Source organism: Methylophilus sp. 3sh_L (assembly GCF_046766015.1).
GTDB lineage: Bacteria > Pseudomonadota > Gammaproteobacteria > Burkholderiales > Methylophilaceae > Methylophilus.
The window spans coordinates 808275-832877 of record NZ_JBKOUF010000001.1 but is presented as its reverse complement, the minus strand read 5'-3'; the positions used below and the strand labels follow the sequence as shown (position 1 = coordinate 832877).

Annotated in this window: 30 protein-coding genes; 14 read left to right on the top strand and 16 right to left on the bottom strand. The window is 51.2% G+C overall.

What is annotated here, in order from left to right:
• Positions 1-91: 91 nt before the first annotated feature.
• The 4 genes from ACIDF8_RS04255 to pstB all read left to right on the top strand — a co-directional run bounded on the left by ACIDF8_RS04255 (position 92) and on the right by pstB (position 3969).
• Positions 92-1087 (top strand): PstS family phosphate ABC transporter substrate-binding protein, encoded by a 996-nt coding sequence (locus ACIDF8_RS04255; protein WP_412009348.1) that lies wholly within the window; start codon positions 92-94, stop codon positions 1085-1087.
• A 108-nt stretch (positions 1088-1195) separates the two neighbouring features.
• Positions 1196-2122, top strand: coding sequence for a phosphate ABC transporter permease subunit PstC (gene pstC, locus ACIDF8_RS04250; RefSeq protein WP_412009657.1), 927 nt, complete (start codon positions 1196-1198; stop codon positions 2120-2122).
• A gap of 103 nt (positions 2123-2225) precedes the next feature.
• Positions 2226-3164, top strand: a complete 939-nt coding sequence (pstA, locus tag ACIDF8_RS04245) for a phosphate ABC transporter permease PstA (protein ID WP_412009347.1) — start codon at positions 2226-2228, stop codon at positions 3162-3164.
• A gap of 25 nt (positions 3165-3189) precedes the next feature.
• Positions 3190-3969: a phosphate ABC transporter ATP-binding protein PstB gene (gene pstB / locus ACIDF8_RS04240; RefSeq protein WP_412009346.1), complete on the top strand. Its 780-nt coding sequence runs from the start codon at positions 3190-3192 to the stop codon at positions 3967-3969.
• A gap of 91 nt (positions 3970-4060) precedes the next feature.
• Here the strand turns inward: pstB and ACIDF8_RS04235 are convergent, their stop codons facing one another.
• The 3 genes from ACIDF8_RS04235 to ACIDF8_RS04225 all read right to left on the bottom strand — a co-directional run bounded on the left by ACIDF8_RS04235 (position 4061) and on the right by ACIDF8_RS04225 (position 6586).
• The gene (locus ACIDF8_RS04235; protein ID WP_412009345.1) at positions 4061-4783 is read right to left on the bottom strand and encodes an MgtC/SapB family protein; all 723 of its coding nucleotides are present in this window, start codon (positions 4781-4783) and stop codon (positions 4061-4063) included.
• 108 nt (positions 4784-4891) lie between these two features.
• The gene (locus tag ACIDF8_RS04230) at positions 4892-5260 is read right to left on the bottom strand and encodes a putative quinol monooxygenase (RefSeq protein WP_412009344.1); all 369 of its coding nucleotides are present in this window, start codon (positions 5258-5260) and stop codon (positions 4892-4894) included.
• A 126-nt stretch (positions 5261-5386) separates the two neighbouring features.
• Complete coding sequence (locus ACIDF8_RS04225; protein WP_412009343.1) at positions 5387-6586, bottom strand: glycosyltransferase; 1200 nt, start codon at positions 6584-6586, stop codon at positions 5387-5389.
• Between the two features lie 146 nt (positions 6587-6732).
• On the opposite strand from ACIDF8_RS04225, the gene ACIDF8_RS04220 reads away from it, so the two are divergent.
• Positions 6733-7605: a zinc dependent phospholipase C family protein gene (locus ACIDF8_RS04220; RefSeq protein WP_412009342.1), complete on the top strand. Its 873-nt coding sequence runs from the start codon at positions 6733-6735 to the stop codon at positions 7603-7605.
• A 104-nt stretch (positions 7606-7709) separates the two neighbouring features.
• Positions 7710-8867 (top strand): metallophosphoesterase, encoded by a 1158-nt coding sequence (locus ACIDF8_RS04215; protein ID WP_412009341.1) that lies wholly within the window; start codon positions 7710-7712, stop codon positions 8865-8867.
• On the opposite strand, the gene ACIDF8_RS04210 is transcribed toward ACIDF8_RS04215, so the two are convergent.
• Genes ACIDF8_RS04210 through ACIDF8_RS04185 form a run of 6 tightly spaced genes read right to left on the bottom strand, consistent with a single transcriptional unit; the run spans position 8864 to position 14222 of the window.
• The gene (locus tag ACIDF8_RS04210) at positions 8864-9823 is read right to left on the bottom strand and encodes a vWA domain-containing protein (protein WP_412009340.1); all 960 of its coding nucleotides are present in this window, start codon (positions 9821-9823) and stop codon (positions 8864-8866) included. The two genes, ACIDF8_RS04215 and ACIDF8_RS04210, sit on opposite strands and share 4 nt — an antisense overlap.
• A complete protein-coding gene (locus ACIDF8_RS04205; protein WP_412009339.1) occupies positions 9823-10359 on the bottom strand; it encodes a hypothetical protein in 537 nt (178 codons plus the stop codon). The genes ACIDF8_RS04210 and ACIDF8_RS04205 overlap by 1 nt, the downstream gene beginning before the upstream one ends.
• Positions 10356-11324 (bottom strand): vWA domain-containing protein, encoded by a 969-nt coding sequence (locus ACIDF8_RS04200; RefSeq protein ID WP_412009338.1) that lies wholly within the window; start codon positions 11322-11324, stop codon positions 10356-10358. The genes ACIDF8_RS04205 and ACIDF8_RS04200 overlap by 4 nt, the downstream gene beginning before the upstream one ends.
• Positions 11324-12289: a hypothetical protein gene (locus ACIDF8_RS04195; RefSeq protein WP_412009337.1), complete on the bottom strand. Its 966-nt coding sequence runs from the start codon at positions 12287-12289 to the stop codon at positions 11324-11326. The genes ACIDF8_RS04200 and ACIDF8_RS04195 overlap by 1 nt, the downstream gene beginning before the upstream one ends.
• 9 nt (positions 12290-12298) lie before the next feature.
• Positions 12299-13159, bottom strand: a complete 861-nt coding sequence (locus tag ACIDF8_RS04190) for a DUF58 domain-containing protein (RefSeq protein WP_412009336.1) — start codon at positions 13157-13159, stop codon at positions 12299-12301.
• A 16-nt stretch (positions 13160-13175) separates the two neighbouring features.
• Positions 13176-14222 (bottom strand): AAA family ATPase, encoded by a 1047-nt coding sequence (locus tag ACIDF8_RS04185; RefSeq protein ID WP_412009335.1) that lies wholly within the window; start codon positions 14220-14222, stop codon positions 13176-13178.
• Positions 14223-14443: 221 nt separating this feature from the next.
• Here ACIDF8_RS04185 and ACIDF8_RS04180 point away from each other — a divergent pair, with 221 nt between their 5' ends.
• Positions 14444-15178 carry a hypothetical protein gene (locus ACIDF8_RS04180; protein ID WP_412009334.1) on the top strand — a complete coding sequence of 245 codons (735 nt, stop codon included), beginning with the start codon at positions 14444-14446 and terminating at the stop codon, positions 15176-15178.
• Between the two features lie 38 nt (positions 15179-15216).
• Positions 15217-15771 carry a TetR/AcrR family transcriptional regulator gene (locus ACIDF8_RS04175; RefSeq protein ID WP_412009333.1) on the top strand — a complete coding sequence of 185 codons (555 nt, stop codon included), beginning with the start codon at positions 15217-15219 and terminating at the stop codon, positions 15769-15771.
• Between the two features lie 6 nt (positions 15772-15777).
• Here ACIDF8_RS04175 and ACIDF8_RS04170 read toward each other — a convergent pair whose 3' ends face one another.
• Positions 15778-16422 carry a TetR/AcrR family transcriptional regulator gene (locus ACIDF8_RS04170; protein ID WP_412009332.1) on the bottom strand — a complete coding sequence of 215 codons (645 nt, stop codon included), beginning with the start codon at positions 16420-16422 and terminating at the stop codon, positions 15778-15780.
• A 132-nt stretch (positions 16423-16554) separates the two neighbouring features.
• Between ACIDF8_RS04170 and ACIDF8_RS04165 the strand changes: the two genes are divergently transcribed.
• The 5 genes from ACIDF8_RS04165 (at position 16555) to ACIDF8_RS04145 (ending at position 19985) form a co-directional block, all read left to right on the top strand.
• Positions 16555-17298 (top strand): SDR family oxidoreductase, encoded by a 744-nt coding sequence (locus tag ACIDF8_RS04165; RefSeq protein WP_412009331.1) that lies wholly within the window; start codon positions 16555-16557, stop codon positions 17296-17298.
• A 367-nt stretch (positions 17299-17665) separates the two neighbouring features.
• On the top strand, positions 17666-18001 hold the full coding sequence (locus tag ACIDF8_RS04160; RefSeq protein ID WP_412009330.1) for an ArsR/SmtB family transcription factor: 336 nt from the start codon (positions 17666-17668) through the stop codon (positions 17999-18001).
• A complete protein-coding gene (locus ACIDF8_RS04155; protein WP_412009329.1) occupies positions 17998-18456 on the top strand; it encodes an ArsI/CadI family heavy metal resistance metalloenzyme in 459 nt (152 codons plus the stop codon). The genes ACIDF8_RS04160 and ACIDF8_RS04155 overlap by 4 nt, the downstream gene beginning before the upstream one ends.
• Positions 18457-18460: 4 nt before the next feature.
• Positions 18461-19501, top strand: a complete 1041-nt coding sequence (gene arsB / locus ACIDF8_RS04150; protein WP_412009328.1) for an ACR3 family arsenite efflux transporter — start codon at positions 18461-18463, stop codon at positions 19499-19501.
• Position 19502: 1 nt separating this feature from the next.
• Positions 19503-19985 carry an arsenate reductase ArsC gene (locus tag ACIDF8_RS04145; RefSeq protein ID WP_412009656.1) on the top strand — a complete coding sequence of 161 codons (483 nt, stop codon included), beginning with the start codon at positions 19503-19505 and terminating at the stop codon, positions 19983-19985.
• Positions 19986-20000: 15 nt separating this feature from the next.
• On the opposite strand, the gene infA is transcribed toward ACIDF8_RS04145, so the two are convergent.
• The 3 genes from infA to ACIDF8_RS04130 all read right to left on the bottom strand — a co-directional run bounded on the left by infA (position 20001) and on the right by ACIDF8_RS04130 (position 21731).
• A complete protein-coding gene (infA, locus tag ACIDF8_RS04140) occupies positions 20001-20237 on the bottom strand; it encodes a translation initiation factor IF-1 (RefSeq protein WP_412009327.1) in 237 nt (78 codons plus the stop codon).
• A gap of 100 nt (positions 20238-20337) precedes the next feature.
• Positions 20338-20544 carry a cold-shock protein gene (locus tag ACIDF8_RS04135; protein ID WP_018985697.1) on the bottom strand — a complete coding sequence of 69 codons (207 nt, stop codon included), beginning with the start codon at positions 20542-20544 and terminating at the stop codon, positions 20338-20340.
• 257 nt (positions 20545-20801) lie between these two features.
• Complete coding sequence (locus tag ACIDF8_RS04130) at positions 20802-21731, bottom strand: LysR family transcriptional regulator (protein ID WP_412009325.1); 930 nt, start codon at positions 21729-21731, stop codon at positions 20802-20804.
• Positions 21732-21849: 118 nt separating this feature from the next.
• On the opposite strand from ACIDF8_RS04130, the gene ACIDF8_RS04125 reads away from it, so the two are divergent.
• Positions 21850-22104 carry a DUF2798 domain-containing protein gene (locus ACIDF8_RS04125; protein ID WP_412009324.1) on the top strand — a complete coding sequence of 85 codons (255 nt, stop codon included), beginning with the start codon at positions 21850-21852 and terminating at the stop codon, positions 22102-22104.
• A 73-nt stretch (positions 22105-22177) separates the two neighbouring features.
• On the opposite strand, the gene ACIDF8_RS04120 is transcribed toward ACIDF8_RS04125, so the two are convergent.
• The 3 genes from ACIDF8_RS04120 to nuoN form a co-directional block, all read right to left on the bottom strand.
• Complete coding sequence (locus ACIDF8_RS04120) at positions 22178-22711, bottom strand: phosphatase PAP2 family protein (RefSeq protein WP_412009323.1); 534 nt, start codon at positions 22709-22711, stop codon at positions 22178-22180.
• A gap of 158 nt (positions 22712-22869) precedes the next feature.
• Positions 22870-23151, bottom strand: a complete 282-nt coding sequence (locus ACIDF8_RS04115) for a DUF2818 family protein (RefSeq protein ID WP_412009322.1) — start codon at positions 23149-23151, stop codon at positions 22870-22872.
• A gap of 1 nt (position 23152) precedes the next feature.
• A complete protein-coding gene (gene nuoN / locus ACIDF8_RS04110; RefSeq protein ID WP_412009321.1) occupies positions 23153-24598 on the bottom strand; it encodes an NADH-quinone oxidoreductase subunit NuoN in 1446 nt (481 codons plus the stop codon).
• Positions 24599-24603: the final 5 nt, after the last annotated feature.

Below are 24603 nucleotides of genomic sequence, written 5' to 3'. Positions count from 1 at the left end.
GGTCTTTTTTAGCTTTTGTCACATTTCTGTCATATTAAGTTTTTATGATTCCGACATCACAACAAACCACCCTAAACACAGGAGTCTATAGATGAAAACCCGTTTGTTCCGCAATACTATGATGGCCGCCTTGGTCGCACAGGCATTTACCTTCGCGCATACCGCAGCGGCTGCGGACAAAATCATCAAAATCGATGGTTCCAGTACGGTTTACCCAATCACTGAAGCCGTTGCTGAAGAGTTTCAGCGTAGCAAAGGCGTAAAAGTAACGGTAGGCGAATCCGGTACTGGCGGCGGCTTCAAGAAATTCTGCCGCGGCGAAACCGATATTTCCGATGCTTCCCGCCCGATTTCTCAAAAAGAAATCGACGCCTGTAAAGAAGGTGGCGTGCAATTTATTGAACTGCCTATCGCTTATGACGCCCTGACCGTGGTGGTGAACAGCAAAAACGACTGGGTGAAACAAATCACCGTCGCAGAACTGAAAAAAATCTGGGAACCAGGTTCCAAAGTAAAAAACTGGAAAGAAGTAAACGCTACTTACCCAGACAAAGCGATCAACCTGTATGGTCCAGGCACTGCTTCTGGGACATTTGATTACTTTACTGAAGCGGTGAACGGCAAAGCAAAAGCCAGCCGCACAGACTACACCCCTTCAGAAGATGATAACGTCCTGGTACAAGGGGTTGCCGGTAACGTAGGTGGTATGGCTTACTTCGGTATGGCTTACTACCAGGAAAACACCGACAAATTGAAAGCGGTACCAGTGGTTGCCAAAGAAGGCGCGAAACCAGTGCTGCCCTCTGAAGCAACAGTAATGGACGGTACCTACCAGCCATTGTCACGTCCTCTGTTCATCTACGTTAATGCGACTGCAGCAGCGTTCAAACCAGAGGTGAAAGCGTTTGTCACCTACTACCTGGAAAATGCGCCGCAGTTGGTGAAAGAAGTGAAATACGTTCCACTGCCAAAAGAAGATTACGAAGCAGTGAAAACACACTTTAAAGCCATGAAACCAGGCACAGGCTTCAACGGTACAGCAGAAGTCGGTATCAAAATTACTGATTTGTTGTCCCGAATCAAGTAATAATGATAAAGGGGCTTGAATGCCCCTTTTTTAATCTCAAGCCGGCCTGAACAGCCGATTATCCGCTAAAATCCACCCCTGACAGATCACACTATGGCGACTCAAGCAATGCAAGTACCTGCGCAACTGACTATCAGCCCTCGACTGGCGAAAAATATTCGCCGTAACGTTAAAGAACGCATCATCGAATTAATCCTGATGACTGCGGCCCTGGTTGCAGTGGCAACCACTTTTGCGATTGTCGGGGTGTTGCTGTTCGAATCACTGAGTTTCTTTAAAACGGTCTCCGTGGTGGAGTTTTTAACCGATAGTGAATGGACTCCCCTGTTCGAAGATGCGCACTACGGCATCATGCCATTAGTGTCAGGCACCTTGACCACCTCTGCGATTGCGCTGGCGGTGGCCGTGCCAATTGGTACTATCTCAGCGATTTTCCTATCCGAATTTGCATCACACAAAACCCGCGAAATCATCAAGCCTATCCTTGAGTTACTAGTGGGTGTACCAACCGTCGTGTTTGGCTACTTTGCCTTGTTTTTTGTCACACCGATGCTGCAAAGCATTTACCCAGAACTGCCTAGTTTTAATATGCTTGGCGCCGGGATTGTGATGGGCATCATGATTATTCCTTACATTGCCTCCATGTCTGAAGATGCCATGCGTGCCGTACCGATGAGCATGCGCGAAGGCTCGTATGCCATGGGTGCAACCCGTTTCCAGACAGCAATTAAAGTGGTCACGCCAGCCGCTGTCTCAGGCATTGTTGCTGCGTACATCCTGGCCATTTCACGTGCGGTAGGTGAAACCATGGTGGTCGCCATTGCCGCGGGCCAACAGCCTAACCTGACCTTCAATCCGCTTGAAAGTGCAGCTACCATTACCGCCTACATCGTACAGGTGGCCATGGGTGACTTGCCACACGGCAGCATTGGTTACCAAAGTATTTTTGCAGCGGGCCTGGTGCTGATGATCATGACCCTGTCGTTTAATATCGTCGGTCACTGGGTACGTAAGAAATACCGCGAGAATTACTAATGAAAGACTGACAAAAGTCTATCAATTGTCTTATTACTGAAATATCACCACCATACACTGCCGGTAACACCTTGCTTACCGGCACTTGCGGAAGTTATACCAAATGGAACATAAAGCCTCAGTCCTAGAAAATCTGGCAGAAGTACGTGCCATGATCAAACGTCATAAGCGTAATGACGCCCTGTTTGCCACCATTGGCCTGATCTGCCTCATGCTGGGCCTGATTACGCTGATGCTGCTGTTATGGCAATTGATTGCTGACGGTTACCCAAAATTCAACCTGGATTTTTTGACTGAGTTCCCCTCGCGTCGCGCTGCCCGCGCTGGCTTGCTGTCCGCCTGGGTAGGCTCATTGCTGGTGATGGCAGTGACTTTTATTACCGCTGTGCCGGTGGGTGTCGCTGCCGGGCTTTACCTCGAAGAATATGCCCCAAAAAACTGGTTTACTGACTTAATTGAAATCAACGTCTCCAATCTGGCTGGGGTACCTTCCATTATCTATGGCTTGCTGGCATTGGGCCTGTTTGTCTATATGCTGGACTTCGGTCAAAGTATCCTGACCGCGGGGCTTACCTTGGGCTTGCTGATTTTACCGATTGTCATTGTGTCTACCCGGGAGGCGATCCGCTCTATCCCGCTGTCTATCCGTGAGGCGGCCTATGGCGTGGGCGCCACCAAATGGCAAGTAGTGTATGACCACGTCTTTAAATACTCTTACGGCGGTATCCTGACCGGTATCATCATCGGCATGGCGCGTGCCCTGGGTGAAACAGCCCCCATTATTACGATTGGCGCACTGACCTTTATTGCCTTCCTGCCACCCAGCCCAATCACGCTGGAGCCACCATTCCTGAATTTTGAATGGCTGTCTTCAGGCTTTACGGTGATGCCGATTCAAATGTTTAACTGGTTGTCCCGCCCTGACCACGCGTTTCATGTCAATGCGGCAGCCACCGGGGCGCTGATCATCATCGTCACCCTGTTAATGAATGGTGCTGCCATCTGGTTGCGCTACAAAATCCGTAAAAATATTAAATGGTAATGCCACACAAGAATTAGGAAACTTCATGGCCACTGTCACTACTGCAATTAAAGCCGAAGCACGCGATTTAAACTTTTTTTATAGCAACGGCGCACGCGCACTCAAAGGCATTACCATGCCTTTGTACGAGAACAAAATCACAGCGCTTATTGGCCCTTCAGGCTGCGGAAAGTCCACTTTTCTGCGCTGCTTCAACCGCATGCATGATTTGTATCCTGGCAACAAATACCAGGGCCAAATCGTCATGCACCCGGATAACACCAATGTGCTGGATGCTGGCGTAGACCCAATCGAAGTGCGTATGCGCATTAGCATGGTGTTCCAGAAGCCTAACCCGTTCCCCAAGTCCATCTACGAGAACGTTGCTTATGGCTTGCGTGTGCGTGGTGAAAACAACAAGCGCATTATGGATGACAAGGTTGAAGAAGCGCTTAAAGGCGCTGCACTGTGGAATGAAGTCAAAGACCGCTTGCATGACCTGGCTTTTAACCTGTCTGGCGGCCAACAGCAACGTTTGTGCATCGCGCGCGCATTAGCCACAGACCCGGAAATCATGCTGTTTGACGAACCGACTTCTGCGCTGGACCCGATCGCGACCGCCAACATTGAAGAGTTGATGGTCGAGCTGCGCAACAAGCTGACCATCCTGGTGGTGACACACAACATGCAGCAAGCGGCACGGGTTTCAGACTATACCGCTTATATGTATCTGGGTGACTTGATCGAGTACGATGACACGGACAAAATTTTTACCAACCCCAGCCGTAAAGAAACTGAAGACTACATCACCGGCAAATTCGGTTAATTGCCAGTCCCGCTTATTCCCCATAAAAAAACGCCGCAAATTGCGGCGTTTTTTTATGCTTCCGAGGCCTTTAAACAGTATGGGAAATAAGCTAATCCAGCATACTTGGGCTCCAGAACGCCTGCGACACATACGGCGAAGTCAACAGTTGCTGAATCACGGCATCCAGTTCTGTTTCGCGGATCGCACTGGCCAGCAACACCGCCTCGATCTCAACACAATCAGCACCAAACGCATGCATTTGCAAATGCTTGGGTGGATATTTGGCTTGCTCCAACGTGCTTTCAAGCAAGGTCATCGCTTCTTTCTGGTATCGCCGCGCGGCAATCACATACACGGTGCTGGTTGCTTCCACATGCAAGGTATCGATAGGCTTGCGGTTGATCTGGTTGACCACCGGACGTAACAAGGTATTGGTGGCCAGCACAAAACAAGTCCCCAGCAGTGCCTCTAGTAATAGATCCGCGCCGGCACAGGCCCCGACTGCCGCCGACCCCCATAAGGTCGCTGCGGTATTCAGGCCGCGGACATTGCCCTCTTCGCGCATGATGACGCCTGCCCCCAGAAAACCGATACCGGACACCACATAGGCCACCACATGCACCGCTCCATCGTGCGCCATGAGCCGGTTCGCCATATCCACAAAGATCGCGGCGCCAATCGCGACCAGCACATTGGTACGCAAACCCGCCGTACGTTGACGGTACTGCCGCTCAAAACCAATAATCGCGCCACAAACAAATGCAGTCGTCAGGCTCAAGAGTGAATCGAGCAACGACACCAGATTAATATTTTGAATCGCCTGCAAGGTCATGCGACCTCCTTCATCACTTAAGTTCTAAATTGAGCCAATAAAAAACGCCACGAAACTCGTGGCGCTTGGATCCGGCCCACGCGACCTGAGTCGCGTGATAACCAACCGTCAGGCGGTGCGGCGTAACCCCGGCTCCAGCACAAAAAAGTCTGGATTCAAGGCAGCCAGCGGCTGCTTCAATTTTTCAATCTCGCTGGCAGGTGCGTGCACTTCAAGACGGATAATTTTGGCCAGTTTCAATGCCTCGCCCAAGGGCTCGGCCACATTTTCAAGATGTGCAAGCAGCGCCTCAGCATCCCGGTAGCCTTCGCGGCAATGCGCGATATTACCATTGAACGAAAAAGCATAGTGCAGGCAACCAGCTTCCTGGCGTGTTTTTTCAACGAATGCCGCCCCTAGTGCTTTAAATGCAGCCAGGTGCTCGGGCTGTACTTCAAAATAAGGCACCAGCGTACAGCATTGATCGGTAGTAAACATGTTTGATTCTCCTGATATGTTTTATAGTGAGTTTGCCAAAAACAAACTTGTACACATCTTGGCTGGGCATGTTACCGGCGTCAAGCGCAAATCTTCCCGATCGGAACCGAATGAAGGGTATCTCGTTTAAGCTGTCGCTGAGGCGGCCAAATTCAACTGTGAAAGCAGCAAACGCTGGTAGCATTCGATCAGCTTGGTCGCCTGTGCATCACTTGACCAGACTTGCTCTACATAACGCTTACCTTGTTTGCCGATACGTTCGCGCAATTGACGGTCAATCAGCAAGGTCTGTACCTGTTCGGCAAAATGCAGCTCGTCATCTTTGGCAATCAGGGCGCCCTGCTCCTGGCGCAGGATAGACGCCGTGCCCAACTCGGCAATCGCGACCACCGGCGTGGCCTGTGCCATGGCTTCAAGTAACACCAGCCCTTGGGTTTCGCTCTTGGAGGCAAACACAAAAATATCGGCCGCCTGATAGGCTGCATTGAGGCCAATGGCGCGATCAAGGTAGCCCAGGAACATCACATGCTGTTGCAAGCCCATATCGCGGCTCATTTTCTTCAGCATGGCTTCTGCCGGACCTTCGCCGGTAATTACCAGCAACACTTCTGGATGGTCCTGAATCACCAGCGAAAGCATTTCCAGCAAGAACTGAATATTCTTTTCATGGGCCACGCGGCCGACAAACAGCAACAAGGGGCGCTGGGCCGGAATCTCATATTTTTCCCTGAAAGCGGCACCATCGCCAGGGATAAAGCGCGAGGCATCCAAACCGGTCGGAATCACATTAATCGGGGTTGTCACGCCGTATTGTTGCAGGACATCCTTCATTTGCGCCGAAGGTGACACCACGGTATCAACCTGCTGGCATTGTTTGCGCGAAACGGATTGCGCAATACGCACCGCCAGGCTGCGCGGCACCCAGGGCAAATAGTGGTGCATATAATCTTCAAAGAAGGTGTGATAGGTTTCCACTGCAGGCACCTGCAGTTTTTTAGCAATTTTGAGCCCGGCATAATGCGCGATAAACGGCGTATGGATATGTACCAGATCGTAATCACCGGCATGTAAATGCGCGGCATAGTCCATCAAAGCGGACCATTTCATCAGGTAATCTTCTGGATCAAATACAATCTTGCGGGCCTCAATACGCGTAATCCACTGCTCGTCTTCGGCTTGCGACTGCTCAATAGCCACCGGATACTTGGGCGCAATCAGATGCACCACATGGCCTTGCTGGCGCAGGCTCTGGGCAAAAGTGCGTATGCTGGTAGACACCCCGTTCACACGCGGAAAATAGACATCTGAAATCATCAAAATTTTCATGAGATAAACTGTATTACACAGATTCCATATTTAAAACTTTACAGAGTCTAACAACGCTTCATGATGGTTTTATGACCAAAAGCGCTTTCATATCAATGTCATACAGTTTTCATCCAGCTGTCACTTAGCTAGCGCAAAGTGCGCGCATGTTACTGCGCTTATCCCTGATTAGTTTATGCTTGATGTTTGCCCTCCCAGGTGAAGCACACGCCTGGGGATTGTACTCACATGTGGCGTATACCCATCAATGGATACAAAGCCTGCCTTTACAAACATTGCCCTTGTTGCCACTGTCCTGGCTGAGCGTGATCCAGCGTTACCCTTCATTAGTCATGGCAGGCGCCTGCCTGCCCGATCTAGCGGTTGTCTCGCGTTCCTTCAGTCATAGCCATGGCTGGGGCATCGGTCAACAGCTGTTACAGAGTAAAAATGAACGTCAGCGCGCATTAGGTGTCGGCTACAACCTGCATCTACTGACTGACGTGGTGGCCCACCAGCACTTTGTACCGACGTTTGAAGCCAAGTGGCAACACCACAGCCTGCTCACGCACGCCGCAGCAGAATGGGCCATGGATGCCTATTTGCACCAGCCTGAGATTCCGACCCCTGGCAAACTATTGCGCATTCACCGCAATACTATTGTAGATACGCTGAGTCAGGGCCTGCATTGCGATGCCAACATCGTGCACCGTGCAGTCAGCCGACTGGCCAGTGCTGACCAGGCCCTGCGCTTTTCGCGCATCCCGAATTACCTGCTGCAACGCTATCGCAGACTGGATAACGAGTTTGAACACAAACTGGCGTACTACCGCAGCCAGGTCTCGCTCGCCTTGCATGATATGCCGCAACTGCTCAACGGCCACTTTCCGTCTTTACATGCCGAACACATCCACCTGAGCATGGAGCAACTGGATGACTGGCGCCGCAAATGTCTGCAAGATGCGCGTTTAAGGCCTACGCGGGCGATCCAGGCCTTTGAGCAATACCAGCACCAATGGTTTAACCAGCTGGATTGCTGACGCATTCAGGCCGCTCCAGCGGTCATCCACACCGCATGGCTTGAAACTTAACGTTTAAACGCCATCTAAGCTAAGACCTCCTCATAAAAGATCCCAGCTCAACCATGCCTCCCCTGCGTTTTTTAATCATTACCACAACCCTGGTCGGGTTAATGCATTACTACATTGGCAGCCGCTTGCTGTCTGGTCTGGACTGGCCAAGCACAGTGTTATGGCTGGGATGGCTGGCATTGGCACTCTCCGCCTTGCTACAACCTGTCGCTTTCCTGGCACGGGGCTTACGTAGTGAAGCTCTGCGAGACCGAGTGAGCTGGATCGCCATGACGGTGATGGGGCTGTTTTCGTCCTTACTCGTGTTCTCTGTGCTGCGGGATATCTTGCTACTGGCCGTCGCCGGCTTACATACGACAGGAATCCTTAAGGTGGACTTTTTATGGCTGGAACGGCAAACCGCTTTCGCTACCTTGCTGATGGCCTGCGCCATCAGCCTGATTGGTTTTTTTCACGCACGCAAACTGGCCCGTGTCATCCATGTCAGCGTGCCGTTACGCAACTTGCCGGCCGCCCTGCATGGCTTCAAGATTGCACAAATCAGTGACATTCATGTCGGCCCGACCATCAAGCAGCCCTATTTGTCACGCATCGTGCAAGCGGTCAATGCGCTGGAAGCGGATTTGATCGCGATTACCGGCGACCTGGTGGATGGGCGTGTGCATGAACTGGCGGAACACACACGCCCACTGGCGCAGTTATCGGCGCGCCATGGCAGCTTTTTTGTCACCGGCAATCATGAGTACTATTCCGGCGCCCTCGCCTGGATTCATGAACTGGAACGTCTTGGTATACGCGTTTTGCTCAATGAGCATGTGCAACTGCTGCACGAAGAAGCTACCCTGGTGGTGGCGGGTGTCACAGACTATACGGCAGGCAGCTTTTATGAGGACCACCGCAGTGATCCCCACGCTGCGATTGCGGGGGCGCCGGCGGAAGTCCCTAAAATCCTGCTCGCGCATCAGCCACGTTCTGCCGAAGCCGCCCAGGCAGCCGGCTTTGATTTACAGTTATCAGGGCATACCCACGGCGGCCAGTTCTGGCCCTGGAAATACTTTGTTCCCTTGCAACAACCCTATGTTGCCGGTCTGCACCGTCTGCAAGACTTATGGGTTTATGTCAGTCGCGGCACCGGTTATTGGGGACCACCCAACCGCTTTGGCTCCCCTTCTGAAATTACCTGCCTGACCTTGATGCCGGCACAGGATTAATCATTGATGGCCGTTGTTTTGCGCAAGCGCAAGTCTGGCACGTAGGTCGCCAATAGCAGTAGCAATGCCAATAACAGGTAAAACGCGCGCAAAGGGTAATCCGTAACAAAGCTGGCCGTGGCAGGTTTGGCTGCCAATGCCTGGTAAAAGGCAGGCTGGTCGGTGCCTTTAAGATAGCTGCCTTTAAACTCGCCCGCGAGTGACTTCAAATAGTCTTCCTCCAATTGCGACAGCATGCGGTCATACTCGGCGTATGCCACCGGAGGATCTGGCTCATCCTGACTGGGGTCGGCATAAGTCACGCCAACCGCTCCAGCGTTATTATTGTCACTGACAGGCCAGTCGCCGACACGTTTATTCGCAGAGTTATAGCGCGGAATCGCGACTTTTTCTGCACCACCAACCCCAATAAAGGTAAAAAACTCGCCAATCTGTACGCCGCTCAAATCCTGTTTGATGGTGACATTCACACGCGGGGCTTCGTCGCCATCGGTAAAAAACAGGATTTGTGCCGGTTGATTCAGTGCATCATAGACATGCGTGGCCGCATGCACGGCAAAACTCAGGCGGCTATTGCCCTTCCAGGCCATGCGCCACTCCAGATGGTCGATACCATCAGTGATGACATCCAGGTTTTTACACACTTCCAGCGGCGTTTGCAGCATGGCGATATTATCCGAGGCAAAAATCCCCAGGCTGAAATAGGTGCCGCACGAGGCCCGCTGCACCAATTGTTTCATTAAGTGCTGGCTATAGGCTAACCGACTCACCGCCTGCTGATTGACGCGTTCATCTTCCGCATTCATGCTTTGTGACACATCGGCAATCAGCAAATAGTGCGGCACTTGCTGCCTGAGCTGGATTTCAGGCTTCACCAGCGCCAGCGCCAGTAGCGTCAATGCCAGGCCATAGCAAAGCGGTTCGTAATGTTGTTTTACCCAGTCAAACGCACGCATTATGGCAATCCTATCGGCAGGTTACTCAATTCCATATGCGATTGCTCTTTACTGGCGGCCTGCATGCCGCGTGCCATCACCGAATGCAACATTGATAAATTGAATTTTGCGGCCTGATCCTCTGGTTGCAAACGCAAGGCTTGCTCATAGGCAATCTTGGCCTGGGTAAACGCATAGCGCGCTTCGTCTTGAAACGAACCATCTTCGTTGACTGTCCGCACCAGGCCGGACAAGAACAGGTTATTGCCGATATTAAAGTGAATATGCGGCAATTCGTCTGCAGGTGGCGATAGCGCAAGTGCCTGGCCATAGGTTTGCACCGCATGCTTGTAGTCACCGTGCTGCCCCTGGTCGTAGGCGGCAGTGAATTTTTGCAGGTAAGCCTGCCCGCCCGTTTTAATCACCTCGCCAGCGGCAAGCTGTGCGTTTAACGCGCGTGCAGCGTGTAATTGCCAGCCAAAATACAATACGCCTGCCAAGCCGGCCAGCGTCAATGCCGCCCAAAGTGTATTGGCATGTTTGCGGTAAATGCTCATTCGTATACCTTTATCTGTTTAATCAACAACAGGGCCAGCCCCAGCAGCAAAGCCACTACAATCAAATCCCGGGCGTAATCATGGCCGGGAATCATGATTTCATACTGAATCAGGTTCTTCTCCTTGGCATCAATCTCGTGCAAGGCAGATTCCAGCGCCGTGGCGTTATCCGCCTCAAACGCTTTGTATTTGATATTGAGCGAGCGGAAAAAACGGTCTAGCGCAATCGCCTCGGGGAGGTGGTCATCGTCATAAGTGTTTTGCGTAAAAATACTGATGTCGTCTGGTTCACGCAGCACAATCCAATACAAATTAAGTTTTTTGCCCACCAGCTGTTTCTGGATCTGGTATTTCACGCGGGGGCTTAACTTGCCCGCACCATCTGACAGCAGCACAATCGCCCGGGAGCCAGTGCTGGGAATCTGCTCAAACAAGGTGACCGCATGCGTAATGCCGGCCCCAATATTGGTCTGGTTGATGGCCGGGCCGGTCGCCGCCTGGATTGCAGCGTGAATGCCGTCACGGTTGGTGGTGATTTTCATGCCATATAAGGCCGAGTTGGTGAAACCGACCACCCCCATCATGTCATCAGGACGGGAGTCAATAAAGGCGGTAATCAAGCGCCTGGCCGCAGCAGACTTGATTTCGGCCGCCTGTCCGCCCACGCTTTGCCCGGCAAACGGGTGATCCATACTAACACTACGGTCAATCACAAACACGCTTTGCGCGCCTTTGCCGATTTTTTGTGCCTGATGGCTATCGCCTTGTAAACCAGCCAGCGCCAACACCAGGCATAGCAACATCAGGCTAGTCGCCGCCTTCACCAACCAATGGATACGCTCAGAGAACGGATCATCCGGCACCATCTCCAGCCAAGAATAAGCTTGTGCGTGGCGGCTACTCAGTAAAAACGGGATAGCAATCACTGGCAACAACAGTAAAAACCATGGATGTAAACTATGCATCAAACGCCCCGCTCACAACTGCGTAATTGCCGCGTCAAGGCTTTGCATTGCTGCAAATAATCAGTCACCGCTGGCACCTGGCCGTCATACAGCACTCGGTTAGCCTGCGCATAAAACTGTTGAATCTGCGCAGCATAAGCATTAAAGGTGGGCTTTAGGGCCAAAAACGCTGGCACATGGCTGGCCAGCATCTGTTGGCCAAAATGCTGGTTAAATGCTTGCTGCATGAGCAGTGACGCCCGGGTAGCGCACTCCGGGGTGGCGGGCAAACGTTGCAGACGTCTATATGCCTGTGCAAACGGACCATTTAACATGGGCAACCACGCCCAGCTGGCATTGCGGTACAACAACAGCAAACCGCCTAGCAAAGTGAGCGCCAGACTGGCCACCAACCCTTGGCTGATGGTTTTTGTCTCGAGGAACTGCGGGGGCCGCTGCCCGAGTAGCGTAGGCTTGGCAGGCTGCAGACGGTCAGGCAATTGCGCCATCAACCAGAAACGCCAGGCAGGAATCGTCACCGGCCCGCTACCGCTAAATACAATCTGTTCAGCTGGCAAATGTAACTGCACAGGCTGGCCACTGCTGGCAAATACCTGATATTCAAAAGCCAGCGTATACCGTATATTGCCGCCTTGCGGCGCTTGCGTCACTTGTACCTGCCTCAACTCTACCCCATTCCGCTGCAAGCCTTTCAGCGGTAATTTGCTGCTATCCAGCGTGAAAGTGGCTGGGGCAGACAGCGTAAAACGGCGCTGCAACACATCGCCTAGCTGAATGCCGGCATAGTGTGGCGGATTTTGGATATGCACAAGCTGCACCGTTTGTGTCTTGGTTTGTGTCTTGGCTTGGTTCTCAGTTGAGCTCGCCGCTTGCGGGCTTGCCACATTCTCGGCCACCGGGGGTTCAGCCTTGGCTGGCGTCAGGCAGATCAGGCTTATCAAGCACATGCTAAAAAAGGGTTTCATCGCAACACACTATTGAATAAGTTGTTCAAAATAATCGGAAAGCATGGCCGCTTTAAACGCACCGCTGACATACAGCGGACGTATCTCAAACCTTGCAAAGAGCTGATCCAGCGCTTGTTTGCGCTGTTCAAACTGCGCAACAAAACGCGCGCGCAATGATGGCCGGAAAAAAATGGTTTTTTGCTGCCCGGTTTCGGGGTCCTGCAAATTGCCAAAGCCCAACTTAGGCAAACGTTCATACTCCTGCGGATCCCATAACACCAGCGGAATCACCTGATGGTTAGAGAGACCATTCAGGCTTTGCTCAATCAGCGCCAAGGGCACATGAAAATCCGAGATCCAGAACACCAGCCCTTTTTGCTGCCCCAGCCAACCGGTGGCCTCCACAATGCCTTGGCCATCCTGCGGCCCTGCCACGGCTTGGGTGAGTTGCGCAATAGTGTCAAAAGATTGTTGCGCATGGTGCCCAGGTGCCAGGCTCAACGCTGGCAGCACGCGATGCTGATAGCACACCATGCCGAACAAATCGCTGTTTTCATGCGCAGAGCAGGCAATGGAAGCAGCAATCGCCTGCATGGTCTCCACTTTGCGGACTTGTCCCTTGAACTGCATAGAACTGGACAAATCGCACAAGGCATACAGGGGGGTAGAAGCCTCTTGTTTAAAGACCCTGATCTGGATTTGTTCATAAGGGTCGCGCAGGGTTTGCCGCAAATCCAGCCGCCTGGCATCGGGGTAATCGACTAAGGAGACGTGCTTGCTGAACTCATCACCGATGCCGCGTTGCACCCCCTGATGGGCACCGGCATGCACGCTGGCTGATCGCCAGGGCACCTGGTAAAAAAAAGACTGTAGGTGATCGGGAATCATGATTTTTCGTCAGTCATCAAGCGGCTTTGGCCCGTTCAGGCACACTCACAGTGGCGAGAATCTGGTTGGTCAGTTCGCGCGACAACTGGGTGCGGCGGCTTTCAAACATGGGATTCAACACCAGACGGTGCGCGATAATTTCATGGAACACCGCATGAATATCATCAGGATACAAATGTTCGCGCTGCATCAGCCAGGCATGGACACGTGCGGCCTTCAACAACATGCCCATCCCGCGCGGGCTGGCACCGGTATGGATCAAGCGGTTAACATCAACACTCTCCAAGCGGACGCCAAACGCTGCTGGAGACTGGGTCGCCTGCCATAAATCCAATGCGTAATCCTGCAGCACATCGCTGGCCTGAATGTGGCTTTGCAATACATCCGAAAACGCATTCAGCTGGTCATACGCCAGCACGCCGGACTGGACTTGCTGGGTGAGGCGTTCTGCATGCTGGAACTTCACATCAAACATCAGCGCTTTACGCAAATCGCGGTCGTCTGGAATATCAATCGCAATTTCCATCATGAACCGGTCGCGCGCCGCAGAAGGAATCTCAAATGTTTCATTTTTCTCGACCTGGTTACGGTCTGCAAATACCAGCATGTGTGGCATGCGGTATTCTTTTTTAAACGCGCCTAAATGACGCTCAGCCATCACACGCAGCATCAAAGCATGGACTTGTGGCCGGGCACGGTTAATCTCATTGAAAAAAAAGACAGACAGTTGCTCACCCGCGCGCAGCAATGGCCCCTCCTCGACTTTGGGGCGGCCATCCTCCCCTAAAAAGGTATGGTAAATGAGGTCATTGGGCATCAGGTCTACCGTGCCCTCAATCCGCTCATAAGCCCCCCCTAAGCCCCGCGCAATCGATTGCAGCAAGGTGGTTTTACCTACCCCTACGCCGCCTTCGAGCAAAACGTGGCCACGGGCAAAAATGGCAATGTTGATGGCACGGATGGCCTGGTCCTGACCCACCACCACTTTTTTCACTTCATGCTCCAGCGTCAGCGCATGATCGCGCCAGTCCGCCAGTTGACTTGCTACAGATGCAGATGTCATTGAGTATCCCTTGTTAAGCAATGCAGCCAGGGCTATGATGCCAATCGGGCCGCTGAAAAGATGAATGAACGCCTGCTTGCAATTTAGCCAGTCACACGTTAATATGCAGACAGGTCTGTTCACTTTTTTCCAGTCTACTTCAGCCAACAAAAAAAAAGCAAGCGAATTTTAGGGGTCACCGGGTGAATTTTTTAGCGATTGTGAATCAGACCAGGCAGCACATGATGCGCAGGGGCATGACCTATGCCAGCCAAGCGCTGTGGCGACTGGGGCTACGGCAATGGGCAAAACATGCGCCGTTTTACCAGTTGCGGGATGCGTTGATCGATTGGAACCAGCAACGGTTGCAGCGTTGCGGCAGCAAGGCTGCACTCAATGCGCAGGACATTATGGCTTTACGGCAAGTACTGGAACAGGCCCATCAACAGTCCCCCGCGGCGTTGCCGGCCACCCTGCTCGACCAGTGGTTTTTTCTGGCAGTAGGGGCAATTCAAGTTCATGCGCAAACAGGCTCGTCACGCGCGTGGCAATTATTTGAGCAATCCGTGCATAGCCAACTGAGGGGTTGCCAGCATCAACGTGCCTGGTCGTTTGGATTACTGGTCACCGCCTGCGTGATCTGGATGAGTTTAAGCACTGGGCAGCAAAAGCCAGTGGCAGAAGAAGTATCACCATTGGCCACTTCAGCCAGCCAGTCTGGTGGTGGCACGGCTGATCCGGTCACCCTGAGTTTGCTTAACCTGGCCTACCAGAAAATGCAGAGTGGCAGTTGCCAGTTACCGCAGGCAGCGATGTTGCCTGAGGCCCAGCGCCAGGCCTTTGTGGTGTTCGTCACTGAGGGCAAGGTTGATGTCGACCAAGTGGAACATTTAAGACAGGCGCTGGGCTATGTCAGCTGCCTGTATCCACAAGAGTTAATGCGGCCGCAAGGGCGAGATCGTTTACCAAGAGAATAAAAATGCTAGCCCTGAACCGGGAAAAAGGGATATACAAAATGAATATGCGAGATAAAATTCTGAACATTGCAAGTACCTTGTTTGATAGCCGGGGGATCCAGGCTTCTGGTGTGGATACGATCATCCTCGAAGCCGGGGTCGCCAAGGCGACGCTATACAAACACTTTCCGAGCAAGAACCTGCTGATTACTGCTTATTTGCGCGATAAGTCGGATAAGTTTTATCACTGGCTGACTACCCAGCTCAGTTCCCGCAAGGCAGAATCACTAGAGTTGTTACTGTTATTGTGCGAATTGATGGAACAATGGATCAGCCAGCCGGAGTTTCGTGGCCTGCCATTTCACATTGCAGCCGTCGAGTTTCCCGAGACGGATCATCCGATCAATCAATACTCGGTGGTACTGTCTAAAGAGCTGCAAAGCTTTTTATGCAAAATTGCCAGAGACGCTGGCGCCAAAGACCCGGAAGCGCTTGGCCAGCAGTTGACCATCCTGTTTGAAGGTGCCGCCCTGGTTGAACGGCTCACCCCTAACACCGGTGCCGCCAACCGCGCCAAACTGGCCGCAATTACCTTGGTGCGCAACGCAGTTTAACAGCGCTCAGGCCTTGTCTTGACTAGGCCGGGCCTGCATGAAGTCCTGTGTCAATAATTTGCTCATGGTACGTGCTACTGACGCGAGTGCTTCCGGGCTCGCGCCATGCACGGCTTGCACCGTCATGCCTTGATGCACGGTCATCACCAACTTAGCCAGCAACTTAACATCTACACTCGCCGCAATTTCCCCAGTTTGTACTGCAATTTCAAAACGCTCGCCTAATTTCTGCTCCATGGTGTTGCGATAGCCATTCAATAATGTTTTCATGGCTTCGGCGTCGGTGCCACACGCCAGTGCCCCTTGGGTGACCAGGCACCCCGCAGGATGATGTGTTTCAGCCAGCATATGGGCGGCTTGCAAGAGGATGCTCTCTATGACCAATTGTGCAGTTGGTTGGCTCAACGCAGCGGCCAAAAAAGCGGCAGGCCCCTGCACATATCGCTCGACGGCCTTCTGGAACAATGCCTCTTTGCTGCCATAGGCGGCATACATACTCGCCTTGTTCATCTGCATCGCTTCCATCAATGTACTCATAGACGTCCCTTCATAGCCATGTTGCCAGAAGGCATACATCGCTTGTTGCAAGGCCGTATCGTAATCAAATGCCGCAGGCCGCCCGCGTTTTTTTTGTGCGCTTAATTCAGTCATACATCCACTTTCATCTATGCTTTAAATAATATTATACCACTTGGTAAAAAATATGTTGACATCCTTGCAGCCGTCCAATATTATTTATTTACCGATTGGTAAATAATTTAATTAAAGAAAAGGAAAATCAACATGAACGCTACAACACAATCCATTGCATTCATTACAGGTGGTAATCGCGGGATCGGTTTTGAAACCGCCAAAAAGCTGGGCGAACAAGGCATGAAAGTCATTATTGGCGCCAGGGATGCCAGTAAAGGCGAACAAGCCGTGGCCGCACTTAAACAAATGGGCGTAGATGCAGAATATTTACATTACGACGCCGAGCTACCTGCCTCCCCACAAGCGGTGGCAGCTGCATTGGAAGCCCGATTCGGCCGACTGGATGTCTTGGTCAATAATGCGGGCATTCTTAAAGAAGCGCTGGTCGGTCAGAATAATAGCCTGACCGTCGACCAGGACACATTAAGAACAACCTTTGAAGCTAACTTCTTTGCCGTGGTCGCGTTGACACAGGCTTTAATCCCGTTATTGCAGCGCTCGCCTGCTGGCCGGATTGTCAATCTCTCCAGCATATTAGGTTCACAAACCTTGCACAGCAGCGCAAACTCACCGATTGAGGTTGCCAAAGGCTTGGCTTACAACGCATCGAAATCTGCTTTGAATATGTTTACGATTCATTTGGCGCATGCCTTGAAAGACAGCAATATCAAAGTGAATTCAGCCCATCCAGGCTGGGTAAAAACCGAATTGGGCGGTGAGCATGCGCCAATGGAAATCAGTGATAGCTGGAAAACCTCAGTCAGATTGGCGACGCTCCCTGCTGATGGCCCCAGTGGCGCTTATTTTCATGAAGACCAGCCGTTGCCATGGTAAGCCTTAACCCACGCCAGCGAGAACTCGCACGCAAGCTTCTGTTTGCGGCCCTGATGTCGTGTGTGACCGTACATGTGGTTTGCCTGGTCCTGCTCTTAACACAGCCAATGTCATTCGCATTGGCTGTAGAAAAATGGCAATTCTGCTTGCGTTTTGTTTGGCCGACGGTGTTTTTCAGTATCTTAGGGATCGCACCATGGCTGCTACGCCTGACTGAATGGCTCTTGCCAGCTTCGGAATAAAGTCTCCCGCCCTGCCTCGCAGGGCTGTTCCACCACTGGAATAAACGCTGTATTTTTCCTAGCGTGATCTTTTTCCAATAGATTCATCGCTTGATATATTTCCATATTTATGGAAATATAGAAATATGAATAAAGAACAAGCACTGACTGCCCTTTTCGCCATTGCCCAATCCGCCCGATTAGACATTTTCAGATGCCTGGTGCAGGCAGGCCCTGAAGGCTTGGCGGCAGGCGTGCTGTCCGAATCATTACAAATTGCCAACAGCACGCTGTCTTTTCATTTAAAGGCGCTAACCCAAGCCAACCTAGTTAACGCCAGACAGGAAAGCCGTTTTATCTATTACTCCGCCAACTACGCACAGATGAATGGTTTGCTGGCTTATCTGACCGAAAACTGTTGTGGCGGCGAGAGCACCTGCTGCCCTGACCTACAATGTTTGCCACCAAAGGAAACACGATGAAACGTATGCACCTGCATGTACGCGTAACCGATCTGCCACAAAGCATCTGCTTTTATTCAACGCTGTTTGGCATTGGCCCTAGCGTTGAAAAGGCAGACTATGCCAAATGGATGCTTGAAGATCCGCGCGTGAATTTTGCCATCAGTGCCCGTGGTCAGGCACCAGGGCTAGATCACGTTGGCATACAAGTAGAAACCGCCGATGAACTGGAAGTCATTCAGGCAAGATTACAAGCCGCAGACCTCGCGGTGTTATCACAACCTGGCACCACTTGCTGTTATGCCAAATCCGATAAACATTGGGTGCAGGACCCATCCGGTTTAGCCTGGGAAAGTTATCTGACGCTGGAAAGCGCCCCTACCTTTAACAATGCAGGGGAAGCAGCCGCTACAACCCCTTGCTGCACGCCAATGGCACAGCCAGTCAGTATTCAAATAAAAAAGAAGGATGTTTAAGCCGATGACCAATCAAACTTCAGGTATTGGAAATTTTGAGCGCCATTTGACCTGGTGGGTACTGGCGTGCATTATCACCGGCATCGCGCTGGGCAAAATCGCCCCAGATTTTTTTCACGCGTTGGGAGCGTTGAAATGGGCAGAGGTGAACTTGCCCGTCGCCGCCTTGATCTGGCTCATGATTATCCCCATGCTGCTCAAGGTGGATTTTGGCGCCATGCGCGAGGTATTGGGCCATGCCAAGGGGATCACGGTCACCCTGGTGATTAACTGGCTGGTGAAGCCGTTTTCCATGGCTTTGCTCGCCTGGCTGTTCATTCGTCACCTGTTTGCCGACTGGTTACCCGCCGAACACAATGACAGTTATATTGCCGGGCTGATTTTACTGGCCGCCGCGCCCTGTACGGCGATGGTATTTGTCTGGAGCAATTTATGTCAGGGTGAGCCCAAATTCACCTTGTCGCAGGTGGCCATCAATGATGCCATCATGCTGGTCGCATTTGCCCCCCTCGTGGCACTCCTGCTCGGGCTGTCCAGCATTGTCATCCCCTGGCAAACCTTGCTGGTGTCAGTGAGCCTGTTTATCGTTGTACCACTGATATTGAGTCAACTGCTACGGCGTTGGCTACTAGCAAAAGGGCCTCATCGCTTCGCAGTCACCCTGCAAACCATCCAACCCTTTTCCATGTCAGCCTTATTGTTGACGCTGGTGTTGCTGTTTGCTTTTCAAGGCGGGCAAATCCTGTCGCAACCGTTAGTGATTGTCTTACTGGCAGTGCCGATTTTGATCCAGGTCTATTTCAACGCCTTGCTTGCCTACTGGCTGAATAAACAATTCAAGGTCGCCCATTGTGTGGCGGGCCCTTCTGCACTGATTAGCGCATCTAACTTTTTTGAACTTGCTGTGGCGACAGCGATTGCTTTGTTCGGGTTTGACTCTGGCGCCGCACTTGCAACAGTGGTCGGTGTGTTGATAGAAGTGCCGGTCATGCTGTCTATCGTCGCCATCGTCAACCGTTCCAAACATTGGTATGAAAGTGTGTAATATGCGCATCCTGTTTTTATGTACCGGCAACTCTTGCCGCTCCATCATTGCCGAAGCCACCTTTAATCACCTTGCGCCAACAGGCATGCGGGCACAAAGTGCTGGTAGCCAGCCTACGGGGGAGGTGCATCCCCGATCAATCGCATTATTGCAGGCGAAAGGCATTGCCACAGCAGGTTATTTCAGTAAGTCCTGGGATGAGATTGGGCAGACGCCTGATATTGTGATCACCGTCTGTAGTAACGCAGCTGGTGAAGCCTGCCCAGCTTATTTAGGCAATGTGCTCCGTGCACATTGGGGAGTGGATGATCCAGCCAAGGCAACAGGCACCGAGGCTGAGATTGCGGCCAGCTTTGAGCAAGCTTATCGGATTTTGCGCACGCGCATTGAGGCCTTCCTTAATCTGGAAAGCGCAATATACACCGATAGGATGGCGCTAGAGACTGCCTTGCAGCACATTGGCAAGCTCAGTGAGGCGTACTAGCGCACGCAGAAACGCCTAAATAGGCTTACGTGGCTCAAGGTGGCGGAAAATAATCCGGCCTTTGTCCATGTCGTAAGGCGACATTTCAATCGTGATTTTATCGCCAGCTAAAATACGGATTTTGTGTTTACGCATTTTGCCGCCAGTATAAGCGATCAATTCATGGCCATTATCCAGCTTCACCCGATAACGCGCATCAGGCAAAATTTCTGTCACTGCACCCTGCATTTCGATTAATTCTTCTTTAGCCATCGCTACCCCCTAACCAGTAATCCGTTTGAAAATAAAAAAGCCCGGGGACTCCGGGCTTTTTTCGGAGGCTGCATAGGCAACCTTGCCGAAAACCATTGAATTATTCAATGATTTGAATGTTTGCAGCTTGTTTGCCTTTAGGGCCTGTAGCCACTTCAAAGCTTACGCGTTGGTTTTCTTTCAGTGTTTTGAAGCCTGCAGATTGAATTGCAGAGAAGTGTGCGAACAAATCTTCGCCGCCGTTATCCGGAGTAATAAAACCAAAACCTTTAGAGTCGTTAAACCATTTAACAGAACCTGTCACCATAATAAATCCTTGTACAAAAAATAAAAATGCGGGCGGTTGCCCATTAAAACGAGGATCAAGATGGCGAGAAGTAACGATAGAACCAAAAGATAGAACCGGAGAACAACAACACTACTTGAACTTCGTGAATCGGTACTATGCACGTAATATCAAATATTAGCAACAAGTATTTGACAAATTGAAAGATACCGCGACAATCTTCGTCAAAAAGTGCGTGGAATTCTGTGTGTAAACCAGATTTCAGTGCGGAATAACCGTCAAATTGACCAAGACTGCGGCACCGCACTCACCAGATAATCCATAAATGCGCGTACCTTGTTGGTCATGGCGTACTTATCGCGGTAACAGGCATAAAACTCTAATGGCACGCTCTCGGCGGCCATCGCCTCCGGGTGTTGCACAGATGGCTGAAACAACGGGATCAGCGTTCCCTTTTTAATGGCATGATTAACAACGAATGCCGCCAGCCGCGCAATGCCTGCCCCGGCCAACGCAAGCTGCAAAATGGAGTCGATATCATTGCACACAATGCTGGGATTAATTTCAGGCTCATATAACATGCCATTGCGGTTAAAGCTCCAGTTCAACAAACGTCCATCCACCGGAATGCGGAACAACAGACAATCATGCTGCGATAAGTTTTCAGGCATCTTAGGGATGCCTTTGCGCTGCAAGTAGTCTGGAGAGGCGCAATACAATACAGGGACGGTAGCGATCTTTCTGGCGATCAAACCAGGCTCCAGCTGCTGTTTAAAACGGATACTGATATCAATATCCTCGGCCACATGGTCCAGACTGCGGTCAGACAGAATCAGCTCCAGTGACACTTTCGGGTAAAGACTGCTAAATGCCGGGATTAATGGCATCAAGACATAGCGGCCAAAAGCCACTGATGAGCCAATCCGTAAGCGGCCTTGTGGTTGGCCATGAAATTCGGTAATGACCGATTGCGCCCTGGCTAGTACATCTACCAGATGCCGGACCTCAGCATAATAAAGCGCGCCACTTTCTGTCAGCGCCAGTTTACGTGTGGTACGTATCAACAAGCGCGTCCCCAATGACTTTTCCAACCGCTGGATATTCTGGCTGGCTGCGGCTGCCGTAATGCCTTGCAACCGGGCCCCGGCTGCAATACTGCCCGCCTGCACGGCCTTTACAAAGCTTTCTATACTTCTTAAGGTATCCATGAACTATCGAATCTATCGATTGATTCGATAGTTTAACTTTATAGTGATTAAATCTTCAAGCCTCTACCCGGTGTATGCGTCAGGTTTTATAGTGTCACCACACTTTAGGAGAACACTGATGAATCAAACAAACACGACTTTCCGTAAGATTCCAAAACAATTTACGCCTTATGTCTTTGCCTTCTTTATGGCTGGGATCATGGCATTTTTAATGTCTATGGTGATTGTAGCCGCCAATAGCGGCCTGCACGCAGGCTATGTCGGACGAGTGATACATGCTTATACACTGGCAATGCCGGTCGCTTTCTGTTGCGTATTGATTGTACGGCCGATCGTCATGCATTTAGTCAGCCAATTGGTCGACAGCCATTAATGGACCGAGTGCCGCCACAAATCAAAAACGGATACCATAGTATCCGTTTTAACCCTGACATCGCTTGTGAGTGCTAAAAAAGTGGCGAATACAAAGCAACTAAGGTATAGCCAATGAAGCCGCCAGCCAATACGTCGCTGGGATAGTGCAAACCCAAAACCACGCGTGAGATACCAACCAAAACAACAAACGGGTAAACGATGGGAAATAATTGTGGGTAATAATGCACGGCGACCATGCCAAATGCGACTGCGTGCAAGGTATGTCCCGAAGGGAAACTGAAGTAATCCAGAGGCGTACCGCTTAGCAACACATCCTGACGGACCTGGAAAGGTCGTGGGCGGCTGGTGCGGTGTTTTAACCACTTATAGACCAGTGTCCCAGTCAAACCCACCGTTAACATGTGTAGGCAGACATACAAACCATGCTGACCCTGGCTGATGGCAATCACCAGCATGAGTAAATACCAGAACATGCCGTCGCCCATACGCGAAATGGCACGAAACAGGTTGCGTATCAGGCGATATTGTCCGGTATGGCTCACTTTGACACACAGTCGGCTATCAACCGACTGCACCCATCCCAGTGTTTGTTGTAGTTTCAGCATCGCAGGTCCTTTCCGGGGCTTCCCCCGACTATGCTTGTTGGGTAAGCATAGTCTGAACCGGCTGCTTTAAATTAGCGTGAAAGATTGATGAATTAAATGTGACGGGTGCTTATACCGGATAGTACGCCTATGGTTACCCTCCGGCAGGCGGGCAGATTTTATTTCCAGAGTACCCGGTAGACAAAACCTGGGAATGAAAATACCAGAAACAGGCATAGCGTGACACTGTAAAACTCCCAGCCTTGCGGCCAGACTTGCCCCATGACATAACGTTCGACCAGATAACCAATCAGCAGCGTGATAAAATAGGCAGGCAACATGGCCGCAAAACGCTGCCATACCTGCTGGATGTTACCGAACAATCCTAACCACTTGTCAGACATCCAGGCCAGGTTTGCCAGAAACAACATCAGCAATAAAAAAATCAGTTTGGTAGCCATGTTATTGCAGACTCATCAGCAAGCTATGCCCGCAGACGCCTAATAGAATTTCCGGGAACAAGCCTAAGCCCAGCAAGGCCAAACTATGCACGCTGAGGATAAAACGCATATCCATCGGTGCAGACAATGGCGTATGGTCTTCCGGTGCATCAAAATACATTTTACGCACGATATTGAGGTAGTAGAACGCACCGATGGTGGCCATCAGCACCGCAAACACCACCTGCCAGGTAAACCCAGCTTGCCAGGCGGCTTGCAACACCGTGAATTTGGCATAAAAACCAATGGTGGGCGGAATCCCCGCCATGCTAAACATAATGATCAGCATGAGAAACGCAAACCACGGATGGCGCTGATTCAACCCTTTAAGATCGTTAATCTCTTCGGCTTCAAAACCCTGACGGCTCAGTAATAGAATGATACCGAAGCCTGCAATCGACATCAGCACATAGGCACTGATGTAAAAGAAGCTGGAAGCAAAACCATTGGCATTTGCGCTCATCATGCCAAATAGAATGAACCCGACATGTGAAATGGTCGAGTACGCCAACATGCGTTTGAGGTTGGTCTGCACAATCGCACTAAAGTTACCGATGATGATGGACAATACCGCCATCAATACCAGCATGTCTTGCCAGTCCATGGCCAGCGGGTGCAGGCCCTGCACTAACAGACGCACCGTCATGGCATAAGCCGCAAGTTTGGGGACAGAGCCAATTAACAGGGTCATTGGCGTGGGTGAACCCTGATAGACGTCGGGAACCCACATCTGGAACGGAACAGCGCCAAATTTAAAGGCAATACCGGCAACCAGAAATACCAGGCCCATGATCAGCACTGGACTCTTGGGCTGCTGCGTAATGCTGTTGGCAATATCACTGACGTCCAGACTACCGGTCATGCCATACAGCATGCTCATCCCGTAAAGCAGCATGCCTGAGGCTAATGCGCCTAACACAAAATACTTCATCGCAGACTCAGAGGCCTTGGGATTATCCCGGTCAAACGCGACCAGTGAGTAAAGGCACAGTGACAACAACTCCAGACCCATGTATATGGTGAGCAGATTGTGACCTGACACCATAATCATCATGCCGAGCAAACCAAACAACACCATGGCATAAAACTCGCCACGGTAGAGGTTGCGTTCTTGCAGGTATTTGCGGGTATAGACCAGAATCAATGAGGTACCCAGATACATCATCATTTTGATGACATCTGAAAGGGTGTCATCAATAAACATATGCGAAAAAGCAAAGCCTACGGCAGGGGTATGTGTTTTAAAAGTAAAGAAGGCGGCCGCAAACAAGGTGAACTGGCTTAAGCCATAAATCATGAACCGGTTTTGTGGCAGGATGAACAAATCCAGCAACAAAATAAACATGGCCATGCCCAGGACAACCAGTTCCGGCAACAGGGCGAGCAAGTCAAATTGCATATTATCCATTTTTT

Excerpts from the sequence above, each read along its gene's own strand:
- ACIDF8_RS04255 (WP_412009348.1), top strand. The coding sequence starts at position 92 with ATGAAAACCCGTTTGTTCCGCAATACTATGATGGCCGCCTTGGTCGCA.
- pstC (WP_412009657.1), top strand. The coding sequence starts at position 1,196 with ATGCAAGTACCTGCGCAACTGACTATCAGCCCTCGACTGGCGAAAAAT.
- pstA (WP_412009347.1), top strand. The coding sequence starts at position 2,226 with ATGGAACATAAAGCCTCAGTCCTAGAAAATCTGGCAGAAGTACGTGCC.
- pstB (WP_412009346.1), top strand. The coding sequence starts at position 3,190 with ATGGCCACTGTCACTACTGCAATTAAAGCCGAAGCACGCGATTTAAAC.
- ACIDF8_RS04235 (WP_412009345.1), bottom strand. The coding sequence starts at position 4,783 with ATGACCTTGCAGGCGATTCAAAATATTAATCTGGTGTCGTTGCTCGAT.
- ACIDF8_RS04230 (WP_412009344.1), bottom strand. The coding sequence starts at position 5,260 with ATGTTTACTACCGATCAATGCTGTACGCTGGTGCCTTATTTTGAAGTA.
- ACIDF8_RS04225 (WP_412009343.1), bottom strand. The coding sequence starts at position 6,586 with ATGAAAATTTTGATGATTTCAGATGTCTATTTTCCGCGTGTGAACGGG.
- ACIDF8_RS04220 (WP_412009342.1), top strand. The coding sequence starts at position 6,733 with ATGTTACTGCGCTTATCCCTGATTAGTTTATGCTTGATGTTTGCCCTC.
- ACIDF8_RS04215 (WP_412009341.1), top strand. The coding sequence starts at position 7,710 with ATGCCTCCCCTGCGTTTTTTAATCATTACCACAACCCTGGTCGGGTTA.
- ACIDF8_RS04210 (WP_412009340.1), bottom strand. The coding sequence starts at position 9,823 with ATGCGTGCGTTTGACTGGGTAAAACAACATTACGAACCGCTTTGCTAT.
- ACIDF8_RS04205 (WP_412009339.1), bottom strand. The coding sequence starts at position 10,359 with ATGAGCATTTACCGCAAACATGCCAATACACTTTGGGCGGCATTGACG.
- ACIDF8_RS04200 (WP_412009338.1), bottom strand. The coding sequence starts at position 11,324 with ATGCATAGTTTACATCCATGGTTTTTACTGTTGTTGCCAGTGATTGCT.
- ACIDF8_RS04195 (WP_412009337.1), bottom strand. The coding sequence starts at position 12,289 with ATGAAACCCTTTTTTAGCATGTGCTTGATAAGCCTGATCTGCCTGACG.
- ACIDF8_RS04190 (WP_412009336.1), bottom strand. The coding sequence starts at position 13,159 with ATGATTCCCGATCACCTACAGTCTTTTTTTTACCAGGTGCCCTGGCGA.
- ACIDF8_RS04185 (WP_412009335.1), bottom strand. The coding sequence starts at position 14,222 with ATGACATCTGCATCTGTAGCAAGTCAACTGGCGGACTGGCGCGATCAT.
- ACIDF8_RS04180 (WP_412009334.1), top strand. The coding sequence starts at position 14,444 with ATGATGCGCAGGGGCATGACCTATGCCAGCCAAGCGCTGTGGCGACTG.
- ACIDF8_RS04175 (WP_412009333.1), top strand. The coding sequence starts at position 15,217 with ATGAATATGCGAGATAAAATTCTGAACATTGCAAGTACCTTGTTTGAT.
- ACIDF8_RS04170 (WP_412009332.1), bottom strand. The coding sequence starts at position 16,422 with ATGACTGAATTAAGCGCACAAAAAAAACGCGGGCGGCCTGCGGCATTT.
- ACIDF8_RS04165 (WP_412009331.1), top strand. The coding sequence starts at position 16,555 with ATGAACGCTACAACACAATCCATTGCATTCATTACAGGTGGTAATCGC.
- ACIDF8_RS04160 (WP_412009330.1), top strand. The coding sequence starts at position 17,666 with ATGAATAAAGAACAAGCACTGACTGCCCTTTTCGCCATTGCCCAATCC.
- ACIDF8_RS04155 (WP_412009329.1), top strand. The coding sequence starts at position 17,998 with ATGAAACGTATGCACCTGCATGTACGCGTAACCGATCTGCCACAAAGC.
- arsB (WP_412009328.1), top strand. The coding sequence starts at position 18,461 with ATGACCAATCAAACTTCAGGTATTGGAAATTTTGAGCGCCATTTGACC.
- ACIDF8_RS04145 (WP_412009656.1), top strand. The coding sequence starts at position 19,503 with ATGCGCATCCTGTTTTTATGTACCGGCAACTCTTGCCGCTCCATCATT.
- infA (WP_412009327.1), bottom strand. The coding sequence starts at position 20,237 with ATGGCTAAAGAAGAATTAATCGAAATGCAGGGTGCAGTGACAGAAATT.
- ACIDF8_RS04135 (WP_018985697.1), bottom strand. The coding sequence starts at position 20,544 with ATGGTGACAGGTTCTGTTAAATGGTTTAACGACTCTAAAGGTTTTGGT.
- ACIDF8_RS04130 (WP_412009325.1), bottom strand. The coding sequence starts at position 21,731 with ATGGATACCTTAAGAAGTATAGAAAGCTTTGTAAAGGCCGTGCAGGCG.
- ACIDF8_RS04125 (WP_412009324.1), top strand. The coding sequence starts at position 21,850 with ATGAATCAAACAAACACGACTTTCCGTAAGATTCCAAAACAATTTACG.
- ACIDF8_RS04120 (WP_412009323.1), bottom strand. The coding sequence starts at position 22,711 with ATGCTGAAACTACAACAAACACTGGGATGGGTGCAGTCGGTTGATAGC.
- ACIDF8_RS04115 (WP_412009322.1), bottom strand. The coding sequence starts at position 23,151 with ATGGCTACCAAACTGATTTTTTTATTGCTGATGTTGTTTCTGGCAAAC.
- nuoN (WP_412009321.1), bottom strand. The coding sequence starts at position 24,598 with ATGGATAATATGCAATTTGACTTGCTCGCCCTGTTGCCGGAACTGGTT.